Origin of the sequence: Nocardia sp. NPDC019323 (assembly GCF_044389845.1) — a bacterium.
Lineage (GTDB): Bacteria > Actinomycetota > Actinomycetes > Mycobacteriales > Mycobacteriaceae > Nocardia > Nocardia implantans.
This window is the reverse complement of sequence record NZ_JBIRYN010000002.1, coordinates 506,065-522,913: the sequence shown is the minus strand read 5'-3', so window position 1 is coordinate 522,913 and position 16,849 is coordinate 506,065. Positions and strand designations below refer to the sequence as shown.

The 16,849-nt window shown below is 69.5% G+C and carries 13 protein-coding genes; 4 read left to right on the top strand and 9 right to left on the bottom strand.

The features are described from left to right. Positions 1 to 2: 2 nt before the first annotated feature. Entirely contained in the window at positions 3 to 749 is a 747-nt protein-coding gene (locus ACH49X_RS09760; RefSeq protein WP_039803305.1) for a succinate dehydrogenase/fumarate reductase iron-sulfur subunit, read from the top strand. Between the two features lie 46 nt (positions 750 to 795). Here ACH49X_RS09760 and ACH49X_RS09755 read toward each other — a convergent pair whose 3' ends face one another. The 5 genes from ACH49X_RS09755 to ACH49X_RS09735 form a co-directional block, all read right to left on the bottom strand. Next, positions 796 to 999 carry a hypothetical protein gene (locus tag ACH49X_RS09755; protein ID WP_323124340.1) on the bottom strand — a complete coding sequence of 68 codons (204 nt, stop codon included), beginning with the start codon at positions 997 to 999 and terminating at the stop codon, positions 796 to 798. Between the two features lie 82 nt (positions 1,000 to 1,081). Further along, positions 1,082 to 1,306, bottom strand: a complete 225-nt coding sequence (locus tag ACH49X_RS09750; RefSeq protein WP_323124341.1) for a DUF397 domain-containing protein — start codon at positions 1,304 to 1,306, stop codon at positions 1,082 to 1,084. Positions 1,307 to 1,479: 173 nt separating this feature from the next. Beyond that, positions 1,480 to 1,950, bottom strand: coding sequence for a DNA-directed RNA polymerase subunit beta (locus ACH49X_RS09745; RefSeq protein ID WP_195079519.1), 471 nt, complete (start codon positions 1,948 to 1,950; stop codon positions 1,480 to 1,482). Between the two features lie 195 nt (positions 1,951 to 2,145). Further along, entirely contained in the window at positions 2,146 to 3,087 is a 942-nt protein-coding gene (locus ACH49X_RS09740) for a DNA-3-methyladenine glycosylase 2 family protein (RefSeq protein ID WP_195079520.1), read from the bottom strand. 343 nt (positions 3,088 to 3,430) lie between these two features. Further along, entirely contained in the window at positions 3,431 to 6,220 is a 2,790-nt protein-coding gene (locus tag ACH49X_RS09735) for an FAD-binding and (Fe-S)-binding domain-containing protein (RefSeq protein ID WP_357209177.1), read from the bottom strand. Positions 6,221 to 7,276: 1,056 nt separating this feature from the next. Here ACH49X_RS09735 and ACH49X_RS09730 point away from each other — a divergent pair. Continuing rightward, positions 7,277 to 9,157 carry an ABC transporter ATP-binding protein gene (locus tag ACH49X_RS09730; RefSeq protein ID WP_195079522.1) on the top strand — a complete coding sequence of 627 codons (1,881 nt, stop codon included), beginning with the start codon at positions 7,277 to 7,279 and terminating at the stop codon, positions 9,155 to 9,157. Positions 9,158 to 9,169: 12 nt separating this feature from the next. On the opposite strand, the gene ACH49X_RS09725 is transcribed toward ACH49X_RS09730, so the two are convergent. From ACH49X_RS09725 to ACH49X_RS09715, 3 genes are all read right to left on the bottom strand, one after another. After that, entirely contained in the window at positions 9,170 to 10,690 is a 1,521-nt protein-coding gene (locus ACH49X_RS09725) for an alpha/beta hydrolase (RefSeq protein ID WP_357207505.1), read from the bottom strand. Positions 10,691 to 10,942: 252 nt separating this feature from the next. Next, positions 10,943 to 11,938, bottom strand: a complete 996-nt coding sequence (locus tag ACH49X_RS09720) for an oxidoreductase (protein ID WP_357207508.1) — start codon at positions 11,936 to 11,938, stop codon at positions 10,943 to 10,945. 37 nt (positions 11,939 to 11,975) lie between these two features. Further along, positions 11,976 to 13,046 (bottom strand): DNA polymerase IV, encoded by a 1,071-nt coding sequence (locus ACH49X_RS09715; RefSeq protein ID WP_195079525.1) that lies wholly within the window; start codon positions 13,044 to 13,046, stop codon positions 11,976 to 11,978. Between the two features lie 127 nt (positions 13,047 to 13,173). Here ACH49X_RS09715 and ACH49X_RS09710 point away from each other — a divergent pair, with 127 nt between their 5' ends. Beyond that, positions 13,174 to 13,758, top strand: coding sequence for a TetR/AcrR family transcriptional regulator (locus tag ACH49X_RS09710; RefSeq protein WP_195079526.1), 585 nt, complete (start codon positions 13,174 to 13,176; stop codon positions 13,756 to 13,758). Next, entirely contained in the window at positions 13,755 to 14,204 is a 450-nt protein-coding gene (locus tag ACH49X_RS09705) for a PaaI family thioesterase (protein WP_195079527.1), read from the top strand. The genes ACH49X_RS09710 and ACH49X_RS09705 overlap by 4 nt, the downstream gene beginning before the upstream one ends. An 80-nt stretch (positions 14,205 to 14,284) precedes the next feature. On the opposite strand, the gene lon is transcribed toward ACH49X_RS09705, so the two are convergent. Continuing rightward, positions 14,285 to 16,612 carry an endopeptidase La gene (gene lon, locus ACH49X_RS09700; protein WP_357107093.1) on the bottom strand — a complete coding sequence of 776 codons (2,328 nt, stop codon included), beginning with the start codon at positions 16,610 to 16,612 and terminating at the stop codon, positions 14,285 to 14,287. Positions 16,613 to 16,849: the final 237 nt, after the last annotated feature.

The window sequence follows — 16,849 nt, the reverse complement described above, 5'->3', positions numbered from 1 at the left end:
CGATGGGTTACGACGCCAAATTCCGCGTATGGCGCGGCGATCTCGACGGCGGAGAACTGCAGGATTTCACCGTGCTGGTGAACGAGGGCGAGGTGGTGCTCGACATCATCCACCGCCTACAGGCCACCCAGGCGCCCGATCTGGCCGTGCGCTGGAACTGCAAGGCGGGCAAATGCGGTTCTTGTTCGGCCGAGGTGAACGGGCGGCCGCGGCTGCTGTGCATGACCCGCATGTCCACCTTCACCCAGGACGAAGTGATCACGGTGACGCCGATGCGCACCTTCCCCGTGATCAAGGACCTCGTGACCGACGTGTCGTTCAATTACGAAAAGGCGCGCGAGATCCCGTCTTTCACGCCACCCGCCGATCTCAAACCGGGCGAGTACCGGATGAAACAGGTCGACGTGGAACGTTCACAGGAATTCCGCAAGTGCATCGAGTGCTTCCTGTGCCAGAACACCTGTCATGTGGTTCGTGACCACGAGGAGAACAAGAAAGCGTTCGCCGGACCCCGCTATTTGATGCGGATCAGCGAATTGGAGATGCACCCGCTCGATGTCGGCGACCGGACCGAGCTCGCGCAGGACGAGCACGGGCTCGGGCTGTGCAACATCACCAAATGCTGCACCGAGGTCTGCCCCGAGCACATCAAGATCACCGACAACGCGCTGATCCCGATGAAGGAACGGGTGGCCGATCGCAAGTACGACCCGCTGGTCTGGCTGGGCAACAAACTGTTCCGCCGCTAGTCGCCGGACAACCGGCCGGGGCGATCCCCGGCCGGTCGGCGCACCCTTACAACATGGCCACGACACCGAGGGCCACCACCCACACCAGCAGGCCGACGAGCAGCGCCGACAGCAGCGAGCTGGTGAGGACGAAGACTCCGACCGCCGATACCGCGAACAGCAGCGCGACGATCAGCCATTCCACCCAATCGTCCGGCCGCAATTTCCGGTACCGGGGATGGGAACTCTTGAGCCCACGGTCCACAGACATTGGGCTACCCGTATCCGGCCTCGGCAAACGTCTTTCCGTTGCCGAAAATGTGTCATTCCGTGATCTCGAAGGCGGGCGCGCCTCAGCGTGGCCGGTCGAACTCACCGTCCTGCACCCCGGCGGTGAAGGCGGCCCACTCTCCCGGCGTGAAGATCAACACCGGGCCCTCGGGGTCGTTTCCGTTGCGCATTCCCACATGCCCGTCGGCGAGCAGGGCCACTTCGACGCTGTCGTTTCCGGAACCGTCTCCGGCTTTCCGCCACGTGGCGCCGGTCAGGTCGATGTTCGCGTTGCCTTGAATGCTCACGAAACGGACTCCTTCGCTGTCTGCCGTGGGGAGACGTACGGACCGAGAACCCAGCACCATCGCTGGACATACGCACGCGCGCCCGATAGTACCGCCGCCGCCGGGCGGGCACCGGCGAAAAGGCCGGTACCCGCCCCACGATCCGGTGGAATCTCCCGGTGCGGCCCCCGCCCTCAGCGGCGGCGCGGCGCGGGCTCCGCCCATGCCCGAATGGCCGCGACCACCACTCGCCCGGACGGACGAAACCTGTTGCGCGGCGGCACGATCCAGGAGCGGATCGCGCCGACCGACGCCGTCGGGGACGGCAACGCGATCGTCGACCCGGTGCGCGACACCGAGACGTTGAGCCGGAACAACTCCGCGAACAAGCGCGTATCGTTCTCGGGCAGATCCGGCGCGATCAGGAAAGTCCAGCGATTGGAGCGGGGATGCGCCAGAATCGGGCCGAGCCGCACGCTCTTGCTCTGCATGTGCGCCTTGACGGCCTGTCCCAGGCCGCTCGGCATGGTCAACGCCCACACCGACCCGGCGCGCATCACGATCCGGCCGAGTTCGGGCGGATCGACGACGGCGGGCAGATCGCACTCCCGCCGGTAGAACTGGCATCTGGATCGCGGTGTATCCCCCAGTGGCCTCTGCTCCACTGACAACCCCCTGCAGTTGTGTGGTTCGACGATGAGGTGCGCGCCATTGCGAACCCCTTCGGCTATCGCTCACGTACCGATGTGAATGCGGTGACGGCCGAGTGTGGCGCGACAACCTCTAGTTTTGCTTTTCCCCGCCCCGCACCGACTGATAAAGAAGGGGCAAAACTGCGGAAAAGTGAACGCGCGGAGGGATCAGTGCCAGGTGTGGTCGGTCAGCGGGGTGCGCGGGCCGAACTTCGGCTTGTGGAAGTGGCCGCTGATCTCGAGCAGGCGGATCGCCCGGTAGCGATGCGGGCGTAGCGGTTCCAGATATTCGACCATCGCGTCGTCATCGATGGGACGGCCGAGCAGCGTCCAGCCGACCGCGGCGGCGAGGTGGTAATCGCCGACCGACAGCGCGTCCGCGTCGCCGAAAGCCCGCTGCGCGATCTCCGCGGCGGTCCACACCCCGATACCGGGGACACTGCGCAGCATCCGCGCCGCCTCGACCGGATCGACCCGGGCCGCGCGCTCCAGCGAATCGGCGATTCGAGCCGCGCGCACGATGGTCTGGGCACGCTGCGGTCCGACATTGGCGCGGTGGTAGACCCAGGAGGGGATGCGCCGCCAAGCGTCCGCGTCCGGCGGCAACCGCATACCCTCCGGCACGGGGCCCGGCGCCGGTTCGCCGTACTGCCGCACCAGTTTCCGCCACGAGGCCCGTGCGGAAATTGTGTGCACCTTCTGTTCCAGCACCGACGGCACCAGCGCTTCGAAGACCAGGCCGGTGCGCAGCATGCGCAGGCCAGGAAAGCGGCGGTGGGCATCGACGAGCTTCGGATGATCCGGGAGGAATGCCGAGACGTCCTCGTCCAGGCAGAGCATGTGCTCGAGACCCGCGAGGAATTCCGCCGCGCCCGGACCCCACGCGTGGGCCTGCACGGTGAACGGATCGGACTGGGCCAGGCGGTAGGTGACCGGACCGGTCGGCAGCCGGGAAGCATGCCAGTGCGCGCCGTCGGCCGTCACCCGGTGGCACGGGTCGCCCGCGCCGCGACCGAGGGGGGCCAGCGTGCAGGCCAGATCGATCGGCCGATCCGTGGTCACGGTCCGGCTGGCTCCCGGCTCGACCGTCACGCTGCGCACCGGAATCATTCTGCCCGGTGCGCCGCGCGGCGCCGCGTCCGCCTCCGCCGGGCGGGGCGGATTATCATCTGAGCCACACCAAAGGCTTTTCATACCCATCGCACATAATTATGGATTCGTAATACGATGTAACGGCACGAGATTAGCGGCGATATTGTTTTAGTTCGGCAAATATCTGGCTGTAGCAATGACGGAGGTTCTCTGATGATCACCAATGTGCTCAACTGGTTGCTCAACGCCTGGGGTGGGGTTTTCGCGGGCAGCTCGGGCTACCAGATCCCGCCTGGCACCTTGCCGTTCGGCAGCTGAACCACGCGGGCGCCCACCGGCCCGTCGGCGGGCGCTCGAAAGCTCACCCTTCCAGCAGGAATTGCGCGATATGGCGCGCCCGTCGCCCGGAAAGGGCAGCGGCCTGCGTGCGACAGGAGAAGCCGTCGGCGAGGAAGAGCGCGTCCGCGCCCGCGGCGCGCAGGGCGGGGAGCATGCCGTTCTCGGCCACCGCGACCGAAATGTCGTAATGGCCCGATTGCATTCCGAAATTGCCCGCCAGCCCACAGCAACCGGTGATTTCCGTCACCGTCACACCCATGCGGGCTAATAAACGGCGATCGGCATCGAATCCGAGAATCGCGTGCTGGTGACAATGCGGTTGAACGACCACGCGCCTGCCGGTCCGCCGCGGCGGGCGCCAGGTCGGCTGTTCGGCGAGGAACTCGGCCAGGGTGCGCACGGCGGCGGCGGTCCTGGCCGCTCTCGGATCGTCCGGCAACAGTTCCGTCAGGTCCGCGCGCAGGACCGCGGTGCAGGACGGCTCCAGCCCCACGACCACGCCGCCCGCGTCGACGTGCTCCTGCAACGCGGTCAGCGTCGCCCGCAACCGCGCGCGGGCGCCGTCGAGCTGACCGGTGCTGATCCAAGTGAGTCCGCAGCAGACGCGCCGCTCGGGGATCCGCACGCGGTAGCCCGCCGCGGCCAGCAGCCGTGCCGCGGCCAAGGCGATCTCCGGGTCGAACGCGTCGGTGAAGGTATCGATCCACAGCATCACCTCGCCGGAGACACCGCTTCCGACCCGCTCTTCGGGCGCGTAGGCGGACTCGGCCAGCCGGTCGCCTTCGTCCAGATCGCGCCAGATGCGGCGGAAGGTGCGCGGGGCGAGGCGCGGCACGTCGCGGCGCGGGTCGATGCCCGCGGCCCGCAACCCGGCTCGGCGCAGCGCGGTCCGGCCCGCGAGCGCGTTGACGACCCGCGGCATCCGGCTCGCGACGGACAGCCATCGAGGCAGCCAGCCCAGCGCATAGTGATCGACGGGCCGGAGCCGGTGGCGGTAGCGGCGATACAGCGTCTCCGACTTGTAGGTGGCCATGTCCACACCCGCGGGGCAGTCCGACCGGCACGCCCGGCAGGACAGGCACAGATCCAGCGACTCGGCGACGGCGTCCGACGACCAGGGCAGCGCGCCGCGCGTCACCTCTTGCAGCACCCTCGCCCGCCCGCGGGTGCTGTCCTTCTCGTCCCGGGTGGCCTGGTAGGACGGGCACATGAAACCGCCGTCGGCGCGACATTTGCCGACGCCGACACAGCGATGGACCGCGACGCCCATATCGCCGTCGTCCTCCGCGAGCAGGTAACCCTTCGACGCGGCGACGCGACCGAGTCCGGCCAGCCGCAGGTCGGCGTCGATCGGCCGCGGTGCGACAAGCACGCCGGGGTTGAGGATGTCGCCGGGGTCGAACAGCGCTTTGTACCCGGCGAAGACCTCGAGCACCGCGGGGGAGTACATCGCCGCGAGCAACTCGGAGCGAGCCCGGCCGTCACCGTGCTCGCCGGACAGCGAACCGCCGTGCCGGACGACCAGCTCCGCCGCGTCGAAGAGGAAGGCGCGGAAGCGGTGCGGCGCGTCGGCGATCGGGAGATCGAGGCGGACATGGATGCAGCCGTCGCCGATATGCCCGTACAGCAGCCCGTCGACGCCGTGCTCGCGGGTCAGGTCGGCGAAATCGCGCAGGTAGGCGCCGAGCCGGGCAGGTGGGACGGCAGCGTCCTCCCAGCCGGGCCAGGCCGGCTGCCCGTCCGCCGTGCGGCCGGCCAGCCCCGCCCCGTCGGCGCGGATTCGCCACAGCGCCGCGGCGATGCCTGGATCGGTCACGATCCTGCTGTCCACCGCGCCCGCCGTCCGGCACAGCCGCTGCGCGGCGGCCAGCGCCTCGGCCCGCGTCGCGCCCGCGGTCTCCACGAACAGCCACCCACCGCCGCGCGGGAGGTCGGGCACCGTCCCCCGGTGCGCCCGCACCACGTCCACCAGCCGCGCGTCGATGCCCTCCACCGCGATCGGCGCGCAGGCCAGCACGGCGGCGACGTCGTCGGCCGCGGTGGCGATGTCGGGGTAGCCGAGCACCGTGAGCACGGTGGCCGCCGGCAGCTCGACCAGCTCCACGGTCGCGCCGAGCAGCAGGCCGCAGGTGCCCTCGCTGCCGACGAACGCCTTCGCCGCCGACGCGCCGCGCTCGGGCAGCAGGTGTTCCAAGCCGTAACCGGATGCCTGGCGGTCGAAGCGGCCGAGATCGGTGCGCAGCACCGCGAGATTGGCCCGGCTGAATTCCGCGAGACCAGGCACCGCGGACAGGTCGGCGGCCAGCGTGCGCTCCGTGCAGGTGCCGTCCAGGATGCGCAGCTCGCGCACCGTGTCGGAAGTGCGGCCCCACGCGACGGCGCGCGGTCCGCACGCGTTGTTGCCGATCATGCCGCCGAGCGTGCAGCGGTTCTGCGTCGAAGGGTCGGGCCCGAAGCGTAAGCCGTGCGGACGGGCCGCGCGCTGCAACTCCGACAGGACCACGCCCGGCTGCACGGTGGCCAGGCGCTGGTCCGGATCGATCGACACGACCCGGTTCAGATGCCTGCTGAAATCGAGCACCAGCCCGGGGCCGATCGCGTTGCCCGCCACCGACGTTCCCGAGCCGCGCGCGGTCACCGGCAGCCCCTCGGCTCGGGCGAATTCCAAGGTATTCGCTACGTCGTCGTCGGTACGGGGGAAGACGACCGCCGTCGGGAGGACCCGATAGTTCGACGCGTCGGAGGAGTACTCCGCCCGCCGCCGGTCGGAGGTGTCGACCGCACCATCGATCCTGCCGCGCAGGGCCGCCATCCGGTTCACTGTGTTTATTTTTCCAGCGCTGTGTTTGTCTTTCCAGCGCCTGCGGCGCTGGGCGTTCGCGGCCCTCTTGTGGCTCGCGTTTACGCGACCGCCGCTCGCTCCTTCGTCGCGGACGCGGCGGCCGCGTAAACGCGAGCCGGGCCGCGAACGGCGGATGCTCGGTCTCGCTTCGCTCGAAACCGGTGGTGGGGGTGCGCTGGGCGCGTCGGTTGCGGAGCCTGCCGCCAAGGTGCGCGATTCACAGTGGCCGATGACAGGGCGGTCGGCACGCGTGGCCGACCGCGGACAAGGTGGTCCTGGAGACCACCGACCCTGACGGTGAAATATTCGCCCACAGCGTCACCCACTGGCGCGCCGATTGCCAAGCCCGCTGCGCGAGTGCACGGCCCACGGCGGCCGATGACAAGGCGGTCGGCACGCGTGGCCGACCGCGGACAAGGTGGTCCTGGAGACCACCGACCCTGACGGTGAAATATTCGCCCACAGCGTCACCCACTGGGCGCGCCGATTGCCAAGCCCGCTGCGCGAGTGCACGGCCCACGGCGGCCGACGACAAGGCGATCGGCACGCGTGGCCGACCGCGGACAAGGTGGTCCTGGAGACCACCGACCATGGCGGCATGTGTTCGTCTACGGCGTCGGACGTCTACAGGCGGTGCGAAAGGATTGTGGCGGCGCTGGCTGTCCGGCGTTCCAGGCCCATGCGGTCGTGCCGGCTGCTCGCCGGATCGAGACTTGGGGGAAGCGGCGCATCTGTGCGTGCACGCTCGGCGGTATGCGTCGGTGACGAATGCTTCGCCGACACGCCGCGCCGATCGCCCTCCGCCGTTTCGAGGCGGGCATGCCGGCGGCGTTCGCCGGGTGTTCGCCGCGCCGGTTGCGCCAACGTCATTCGCGTCAGGGGCGGGTGGGAGGTTCGGGGCCTCGGCCGGTTTCGCTGTGGGCGGAAACCCTCGGCTGACGGGATCGACTTGAACTCAACCATTGTTGAGGTCTTAGTGTCGGTGGCCAGGTCTTGGATGGGTGGGGAGCGAAGAGGGAGTACGACGTGAGCATCGAATCCGTGGCGTGGAGCCAGATGTACCGGCGGGCGAACGCGCCGCAGGAACAGCGGCCGTTCCGGCTCGCCACCGCGCGGCGCATCCTGCGGTTCGCCGCGCCGCACCGGCGGCGGATCGGCGCGTTCCTGCTGTTCAGTGTGGTGTCGGCGGTGCTCGCGGTGGCGACGCCGGTGCTTGCGGGCCGGGTCGTCGACCACATAGTCGGCGGGGCGGCGCCACGGGTGGTGGTCGTTCTCGCGGCGGTGATCGGCGTGCTCGCGGTGTTCGACGCGGGGCTCGGGGTCGCGATCCGGTGGATGTCGGCGCGCATCGGTGAGGGGCTCATCCTCGATCTGCGCACCGCCGTGTTCGACCACGTGCAGAAGATGCCCGTCGCCTTCTTCACCCGCACCAGGACCGGCGCGCTGGTCAGCCGCTTGAACAACGATGTGATCGGCGCTCAGCGGGCGTTCAGCGACACCCTGTCCGGCGTGGTGGCCAACCTGGTCACCCTCGCGCTGACCCTCGGGGTGATGATCAGCATCTCGTGGCAGATCACCTTGCTCGCGCTGGTGTTGCTCCCGGTGTTCGTGTTCCCGGCGCGCCGGATGGGCAACCGCCTGGCCGACTTGCAGCGCGAAGCCGCCCGGCTGAACGCGGCGATGAGCACCCAGATGACCGAGCGGTTCTCCGCGCCGGGCGCGACGCTGGTCAAACTCTTCGGGCGGCCGGAACAGGAGTCCGACGAGTTCGCGCTGCGGGCCCGCCGGGTGCGGAACATCGGCGTGCGCACCGCGATGCTGCAAACGGTCTTCGTCACCTCGCTCACCCTGGTGTCCGCGCTGGCGATCGCCTTGGTGTACGGCCTCGGCGGCTGGTACGCCCTGCGCGGGCAGCTGGACGCGGGCGCGGTCGTGGCGCTGTCGCTGCTGCTGACCAGGCTCTACACCCCGCTCACCGCACTGGCCAGCGCCCGGATGGAGATCATGGCCGCGCTGGTGAGCTTCGAGCGCGTCTTCGAAGTGCTCGATCTGAAGCCGCTGATCGAGGACGCGCCGGATGCGAAACCGGTTCCGGAGGGCCCGGTCGCGGTGGAGCTGGACGCGGTGAGCTTCGGCTACCCGTCGGCCGACAAGGTGTCGCTGGCCTCACTGGAGGACGTGGCGAATCTGGACACCCGCGGCGGGGTGCAGGTGCTGCACGACGTGTCGCTGCGCGCCGAGCCCGGTCAGCTGGTCGCGCTGGTCGGCTCGTCGGGCGCGGGCAAATCGACCATCGCGCAGCTTGTCTCCCGTCTCTACGACGTCGACGCGGGCGCGGTGCGGTTGAACGGCGTCGACGTGCGCGAGGTGACCACCGGATCGCTCCGCGACACCGTCGGCCTCGTCACCCAGGACGGGCACCTGTTCCACGACACCATCCGCGCCAATCTCCTGCTCGCGCGGCCGGAGGCCACCGAGGACGAACTGTGGGACGCGCTCGAGCGCGCCCGGCTGCGCGACTTGATCGCGTCGCTGCCGGACGGGTTGGAGACCGTGGTCGGCGAGCGCGGCTACCGGCTCTCCGGGGGTGAACGCCAGCGCCTGACCATCGCCCGCCTGCTGCTCAAGCAGCCGCGTGTGGTGATCCTGGACGAGGCGACCGCGTCGCTGGACTCGACCTCGGAAGCCGCCGTGCAGGAGGCGCTGTCCGAAGCGCTGGAGGGCAGGACCGCGTTGGTGATCGCGCACCGGTTGTCCACCATCCGCGCCGCCGACCAGATCCTGGTGCTGGAACAGGGCCGGATCGTGGAGCGCGGCACCCACTCCGAGCTACTGAACGCCGATGGCCGCTACGCGGAGCTGTACCGCACCCAGTTCGCCGAGGAACCCGTCACGGCCGCGGCCTGATCCGTTGTCCGGCTAGCTCGCCGTCTGGTCCGCGGTACAGGTGGTGTCGGCCTCCGGCAGGGTTCCCGCGCCGAAGTAGGCGTTGATCGCGTTGTTCACGCAACTGCTCAGCTCCGGCCGGAACGTCATGTGAATGCGGACGTCTTGCAGGCTGACCAGGCGCGACGCCGACAGGTACTGGTGCAGCCGGACGCCGTGCGCATAGGGAGTGCGCGGATCGCCCGTCGCCTGCACGATGAGCGCGGGCACGGCGTTGCGCACCACGGTCGGCGGCTCCACCGGGCGCGGCCAGAAGGCGCACGGCTGGATGTTGCCCGCCAGCGCACCGAACACCGGCTGCGTGGCGCGGTTCTCCTCGATAGTGCGCCAGTACCAGAGCGGATCGATGGGCGCGCTGACATCACCGCAGGCGATCTCCGCGAGGACGGAGTTCTCGTTGTCGCGCAGCGCCGCCACGATGGCGCGCAGCCGTGGCGTCTGCGCGGTCGTGGGCGGACCGCCCGCGGCGTCGGCGAGTTCGCGCACCGTCGCGGCCAACGGCTCGTTCAGCCGGTAGTTCCACAGCAAGGCGTGCAGGATGAACGGCAACCAATGGTCGTCGATCGCGAATCCATCGATGACGATCGGCCTGCGGTTGGCGATCCGGACCAATTCCTCGATCTTCGCGCGCACCTGCTGCGGCGTCGCGCCGAGCCGGAACTGCTCGTCCCTGGCGGCGGCCCACACCGCCCAATCGTCCAAGGCGATTTCGTCGGCGGGTCCCCAATCCTGGACCAGGCCCGTCCAGTACCGATCCGGGTCGATCGCGCTGTCGAGCACGATCCGATCGCTGCGCTCGGGGAACATCTGGGTGAACACGGCCCCGAGGTACGTGCCATAGGACAAGCCGTAGAAGTTGATCTTCTCCTCGCCCAGGGCGGCCCGCACGACGTCCATGTCCCGCGCCGTGTTGCGAGTGGTGAACTGCCGCACCAACTGCGGATCACGAACGACGCAGCTCGCGGCCATGCCCGCGGACTGAACGGTGTCGTGCGCGAAGCCCAGCGGATCCAGGCCCGCCGACCGGACCATCTCGCCGACCGGCCAGCCGCACCGCGGGCTCGAGGTGGATTCGCCGACGCCGCGCGGGTCCAGCCCGATCAGGTCGTAACTCGCCAGCACGTCCGGCGACAGCACGTCGCCGAGCAGATCCACACTGTCCAGGCCCGGCCCGCCGGGACCACCCGGATTCGACACCAGGATGCCCCGCCGCCGCGCCGGATCGCTGGCCTTCACCCGGGATATCGCCAAAGTGATCGTGCGACCGCCCGGCTGCCCGTATTCGAGCGGCACGACGACGTTCGCGCACTCGCCACCGGCCTTGTCCAGATTCTCGACGCCGCACGGCTTCCACTCCAGCGGCTGGTGATAGAAGCGGTCCAAGCCGTTCGCGCGCGAGTCGTTCACCGGATCGGCCCGGCCGTACGCGGGCGCGGCGAGCAGCGCGGACGCCGCCACTATCGACATCGAACGCCAGAACAGATTCGCGGACAAGGAAGTTCGCCTCTCGACCGGAGCGAGCACGGAGATGATGCGGAAGAACCGTATCGGATCGGTGCTCGCGACGGCGGCAACGACTTCCCCCGCGCGGCGGGGTCGGGTCACGACCGGTGCCGGGATGTCGGCGAGGCCTTGCGGCTTCCCCCGCGCGGGGTCCGGTCGAGGTCAGCCGCAAGATCGGCGCGCCTGTCGCATCTGGGCGCGTCACCGCGCGACGCCGCTTGCGCCGGAGCCGAGGACCTTCGGTCAGAACTCACCCATGACGCCGAGCACGGTGCGCCCCCGATGGCTGCCGTCGCGGATGGAGTGCAGCACTTTCTCCACATCGGTGATCGGCGCGTAGTTCTGCAGCGCCGAAAGATGCTGCGGGCGTAGTTCTTTGCCGAGCTGTGCCCAAACCTCCCGACGGCGATCGATGGGCAGGTTGACCGAGTCGATGCCTTCGAGGGTGACGCCGCGCAGGATGAACGGCATCACCGTGGTGGGCAGCTCAGGTCCGCCGGTGAGCCCGCTCGCCGCGACCACGCCGCCGTAACCGATGGCGCTGAGCACGTAGGCCAGCGACGCGCCGCCGACGCTGTCCACGGCCGCGGCCCACCGCGCCTTGGTCAGCGGCCGCGGCTTGGCGTTCGGGTCCTCCGGCAACCTGCCGATCACCTCGTTCGCGCCGATCTCGCTGAGCAGATCGTTCGCGTCGGTCTTGCCCGTGGACGCGATGACCTCGAAGCCGAGGCCGGAGAGGATGTCGATGCTCACGCTGCCGACTCCGCCGGTCGCGCCGGTGACCAGCACCGGGCCCGCGTCTGGCATGAGGCCGCGATCGAGCAGGGCCTGCACGCTCAGGGCAGCGGTGAACCCGGCGTTGCCGAGCGCGGCGGCGTCGCGCAGGCTCAGCCCATCCAGCTTGACCACCCATTCGGCCGGCACCCTGGCGTATTCGGCGAAGCCGCCGTTGTGCGAAACGCCGATGTCGTAACCGTGTGCGATCACCTGGTCACCCGGCGCGAAATCGTCGTCGGCGGACTCGACCACCTCACCGACGAGATCGATGCCGGGGACGATCGGGTAGTCGCGCACCACACCGCCGCCCTTGGTGATCGCCAGACCGTCCTTGTAGTTCGCGCTCGAGTAGTGCACCTTGATCGTCACGTCACCCGGCCCGAGGAAATCCTCGCCGACCTGCTGCCGGGTCAGGACGATCCCGCTATCCGATTCGTGTGCCACCATCGCCCAGAACTCCATGCGGACGAGCATACGAGCGTAGGGACGGGTCCGGGAGCTACTGCGGCAGGAGTTCCAGCCGCACGCCGAGCAGACGAACCGGGCGGTCGAGGTCGAACCGTTCGACGATGCGCAGCGCCGTCTCGGCGATTCGCGCGACGTCGATGGTCGGTTCGGGCAATTTCTCCTGTTTGCTGCGGGTGTAGAAGGTGTTCGTGCGCACCGTCACCGAAACGCGGGTGCCGATCCGGCCCGCCGCGGCCATCTCCTCGGCGACCTCGGTGGCCAGCCGCGCGACCTGGGCGCGGATCTCGCCGGGATCGGTCAGATCGTGCGGGAAGGTCTCGGATTTGCTGCGCCCGATCGGGATTCGCGGTTCGGTCGTGACGTCCGTATCTCCTTTGCCGTGGCCGAGCACCCAGAGATACGGACCGGTGTTCGGCCCGAATTCGGCGGCCAGGCGATGCCGGTCCGCCGCCATCAGCTCGCCGACAGTGCGAATGCCGAGTTCGGCGAGCCGGGCGGCGATGCGGCTGCCGATGCCCCACAGCGCGTCGGTCGGGCGGTGGGCCATGACCTCGGTCCAGTTCGCGGCCGTGAGCCGGAAGACGCCCGCGGCGGCGCCCGCGCCGGCGGCGGGCTCGGCCGAGGACTTGCCCGCCGACTTGGCGAAGCCGGTCGCGAGCTTGGCGGTGAGCTTGTTGTCCCCGATGCCGATCGAGCAGGTCAGCTCGAGTCCGGCGATGGCGTCGCGCACCTGCCGCGCGAGGGCTTCCGGATCGTCGGTGTCGGCGGCGAGGAACGCCTCGTCCCAGCCCCACACCTCGACCCGTCCCGGAAACGTCCGCAACAGGGCCATGACTTCGTCGGAAGCGTCCTCGTATGCGGCCATGTCCAAGGGGAGGAACACGCCGTCGGGACACTTGCGCTGGGCGCTGCGCAGCGGCATCCCGGCCCGCACGCCGAACGCGCGCGCCGGATAGGACGCGCAGGTCACCACCTTGCGCGGCTCGCTGGGATCGCCATTGCCGCCGACGATGACCGGCAGTCCCCGCAGTTCCGGGTGACGGCGGAACTCCACCGCCGCCTGGAACTGATCGAGGTCGACGTGCAACAGCCATCTGGCCACATGCCGTTCTTACCGCAGGGGTGCGACACACCGGTCTGGATTGCGCCGATCGCCCGCCGACCGGCAACACCGCGCCCTCGCGCACCCCGCCATTGCGAGGCCGCAAAAACAGAACTAAATTCTGGTCATGAAGATTCGAGATCGGTTGCTCTTGGCGGCCGAGCGCCAGTTCGCCGAGCACGGCGCCCTCGACGCGACGCTGACGCAGATCCGCGCCGCGGCGGGCGCCAGCGTCGGCGCGCTGTATCACCATTTCCCGGACAAGTCCGACCTGTACCGGCAGGTCTGGGCCAACGCGCTGGCGGACTATCAGGAGCATTTCTGGGCGGTGGTCGGTGACAGCGCCGACGCGCGCGAAGGCGTCGTCGCCGGCGTGCACGAGCACTTGCGCTGGGTGAGCGAGAATCAATACCGCGCCACCGTGCTCACCGCGGCGCGGCCGCCAGGGGTGCGCGAGAGCGAGGGCAATCGCCGCTTCATGTCCGACGTGACTCGGTGGTGGCGCACGCACGCTGGGTACGGGGCGGTGCGGGATCTTCCGATCGACCTTGTCTACGCGCTGTGGCTCGGCCCGGCGCAGGAATACACGCGCCAGTGGCTCGGCGGGGAAATGCGCCTCGCCCCCGATCGAGTCGCGGGGGAACTCGCGGATGCCGCCTGGCTCGCCCTCGCCGCCGACCGCCCCAGAGCCGCGAAAGAGATGTCCCGATGACGACCACCATGACCCTCGACCTCGACAGCGCCAAGAAGATACTGGCCGCACAGCCCTTCGCGAGCCTGGTCGGCACCGAGATCACCGCGTTCGGCGACGGCGCCGCGACCCTGGTCATCCCATTGCGCCCGGAATTGACCCAGCAGTTCGGCTATGTGCACGGCGGCGTGCTGGCGTACGCGGCCGACAACGCCCTCACCTTCGCCGCGGGAACGGTGCTCGGCGCGAACGTGCTCACCGGCGGCGTCACCATCACCTACCTGCGTCCCGCCGCGGGCGAACGATTGCGCATCGAGGCAACTGTCACGGGGGCGACGCGCCGCCAAGCGGTGGCCCACTGCGAGATCTACGCGGAAAGCCGTGACCGCGAACCGATCCTGTGCGCGGTGGGCCAAGGCACGACGCGGCTCGCGGAAACCGACCTGACCGGCACGAACGGCTCGTAACCTCGCATCGAGCGACGGCCCTTTCGCAATACGAAAGGCCGGGCACGGAATCGTTCCCGTGCCCGGCCCGTCAGCCCAGGTCAGGCAGTCGCCGCGAAGGCGGGCCCCAACGCGGGCTCGGCCACCGGCTCGATCGCGTAGGCCAGGATGTCGGCCACATCGGCGACCGGCCGGACGTCCAGCGCGGCCAGCACCTCCGCCGGTACGTCGTCCAGGTCCGGCTCGTTGCGCGCCGGGATGAACACCGTCTTCAATCCGGCCCGCTGGGCGGCGAGCAGCTTCTGCTTGACGCCGCCGATCGGCAGCACCCGGCCGTTCAGCGTGACCTCACCGGTCATGCCGACGTCCGATCGCACCTGACGGCCCAGCGCCAGCGACACCAGGGCGGTGACCATCGTGACGCCCGCCGACGGTCCGTCCTTGGGCACGGCGCCCGCAGGGAAGTGGATGTGGATATTGCGATCCAGCACCGACGGCTCGATGCCGATCTCCTCCAGGTGCGAACGCACGTAGGTCAACGCGATCTGCGCCGACTCCTTCATCACGTCGCCGAGCTGGCCGGTGAGCGTCAGCGAGCGCTCGCCCTCGGCGGCGTTCGCCTCGATGTAGAGGACGTCGCCGCCCGCGCCGGTCACGGCCAAGCCGGTGGCCACACCGGGAACGGCCGTGCGTTCCACCGAGTCCGGGGTGAAGCGAGGACGACCCAGGTAATCCTTCAAGTCGTCCAGACCGATCGTCAGGGCCCCCGCGCCGACCTTCTCCTCGTAACCCAGTTCGGGGTCGTACCCCGATCCGGCCTCGCGCTCCGACAGCCGCGTGGCCGCCTTGCGCAGCGCTTTGGCGATCAGCCGCTCCATCTGCCTGACCCCGGCCTCCCTGGTGTAGTTGGCGGCGATCTCGCGCAGCGCCTCCTCGGTCACCGACACCTCGTCGGCGGTCAGGGCGTTGCGCTCCAGCTGCCGCGGCACCAGGAAGTCGCGCGCGATGGCCACCTTGTCGTCCTCGGTGTAGCCGTCGACGGTGATCAGCTCCATCCGGTCCAGCAGCGGGCCGGGGATGGTCTCCATGACGTTCGCCGTGGCGATGAACAGCACGTCGGACAGGTCCAGGTCGAGATCCAGGTAGTGGTCGCGGAACGTGTGGTTCTGCGCCGGGTCGAGCACCTCGAGCAGGGCGGCCGCAGGGTCGCCGCGGAAGTCGGAGCCGACCTTGTCGATCTCGTCCAGCAGGACGACCGGGTTCATCGAACCGGCTTCCTTCATGGCCCGCACGATCCGGCCGGGCATGGCGCCGACGTAGGTGCGGCGGTGCCCGCGGATCTCGGCCTCGTCGCGCACGCCGCCAAGAGCCACGCGGACGAACTCGCGGCCGAGAGCGCGCGCCACGGACTCGCCCAGCGAGGTCTTGCCTACACCGGGCGGGCCGACCAGCACCAGCACCGCGCCGGACCCGCGTCCGCCGACGACCTCCAGGCCGCGGGCGGCCCGGCGTGCGCGGACGGCCAGGTACTCGACCATGCGGTCCTTGACCTCTTCCAGGCCGTGGTGGTCGGCGTCCAGCACCGCGCGAGCGGCCGAGACGTCGGTGCTGTCGGTGGTCTTCACCGTCCACGGCAGCTCGAGCACGGTGTCCAGCCAGGTCCGGATCCAGCCGGATTCCGGGCTCTGATCGCTGGCTCGCTCCAGCCTGCCGACCTCGCGCAGCGCCGCCTCGCGCACGGTGTCGGGCAGATCGGCTTGCTCGACGCGGGTGCGGTAGTCGTCGGCGCCGTCCGGCTCGTCCTCGCCGAGTTCCTTGCGAATGGCGTTGAGCTGCTGGCGCAGCAGGAATTCGCGCTGGCTCTTCTCCATGCCCTCGCGCACGTCTTCGCTGATCTTCTCGCTGATCTCGGCCTCGGCGATGTGCGCCTTGGTCCACTCGATCAGGGTGGTGAGTCGCTCGGCCACGTCGGGGGTCTCGAGCAGTTCGCGCTTCTGATCGGAAGTCAGGTACGGGGCGTAGCCCGCGGTGTCGGCGATGGCCGACGGATCGGTCAGCTGATTGACCGCGTCGATGATCTGCCAGGCCTCACGGCGTTGCAGCACCGAGACGACCAGCTTCTTGTATTCCGCGGCCAGTTCCTTGGTGCGGCCGTCGGCGGCGGGCGTCTCGACCGGCTCGGCCTCGACCCACAGCGCGGCGCCGGGACCGGTGACCCCGTGCCCGATCTTGGCGCGCCGTTCGGCCTTGAGGACGGCGGCAGGAGCGCCGCCGCGCATCCGGCCGACCTGTTCGATGGTGGCGACCACACCGTAGGTGGCGTAGCCCTCGGTCAGCCGCGGCGCGAGCAGCACGGCGTCGGTCTTGGCGGCGCGCGCGGCGTCGATCGCGGCCTGCGCGGATTCGTCCAGTTCGATGGGCACGACCATGCCCGGCAGCACGATCGGATCGGTGAGGAACAGCACCGGCAGGTTCTGTGGTGTAGTCACGTTCTTCGACCCTTCCAAAAGTTGAGCGATGCCTACTCAACCCCGGGGCGAGTGGGTTTGTTCCGCCCCGACCGGTCCGTTCGCTGACGGCGAAGTCGCGGCCGGCTTCGCGTTGACACCCCGTCCAAGGCAATGAGAACGTTGTGACCTTGGTATCTCATACCGGCGGTACCGCCG

Bases quoted from the DNA above. Each gene is read 5' to 3' on its own strand.
- ACH49X_RS09720 (WP_357207508.1), bottom strand. From the start codon at position 11,938: ATGGAGTTCTGGGCGATGGTGGCACACGAATCGGATAGCGGGATCGTC.
- ACH49X_RS09740 (WP_195079520.1), bottom strand. From the start codon at position 3,087: ATGATTCCGGTGCGCAGCGTGACGGTCGAGCCGGGAGCCAGCCGGACC.
- ACH49X_RS09710 (WP_195079526.1), top strand. From the start codon at position 13,174: ATGAAGATTCGAGATCGGTTGCTCTTGGCGGCCGAGCGCCAGTTCGCC.
- lon (WP_357107093.1), bottom strand. From the start codon at position 16,612: ATGGTCGTGCCCATCGAACTGGACGAATCCGCGCAGGCCGCGATCGAC.
- ACH49X_RS09735 (WP_357209177.1), bottom strand. From the start codon at position 6,220: ATGGCGGCCCTGCGCGGCAGGATCGATGGTGCGGTCGACACCTCCGAC.
- ACH49X_RS09755 (WP_323124340.1), bottom strand. From the start codon at position 999: ATGTCTGTGGACCGTGGGCTCAAGAGTTCCCATCCCCGGTACCGGAAA.
- ACH49X_RS09705 (WP_195079527.1), top strand. From the start codon at position 13,755: ATGACGACCACCATGACCCTCGACCTCGACAGCGCCAAGAAGATACTG.
- ACH49X_RS09760 (WP_039803305.1), top strand. From the start codon at position 3: ATGGGTTACGACGCCAAATTCCGCGTATGGCGCGGCGATCTCGACGGC.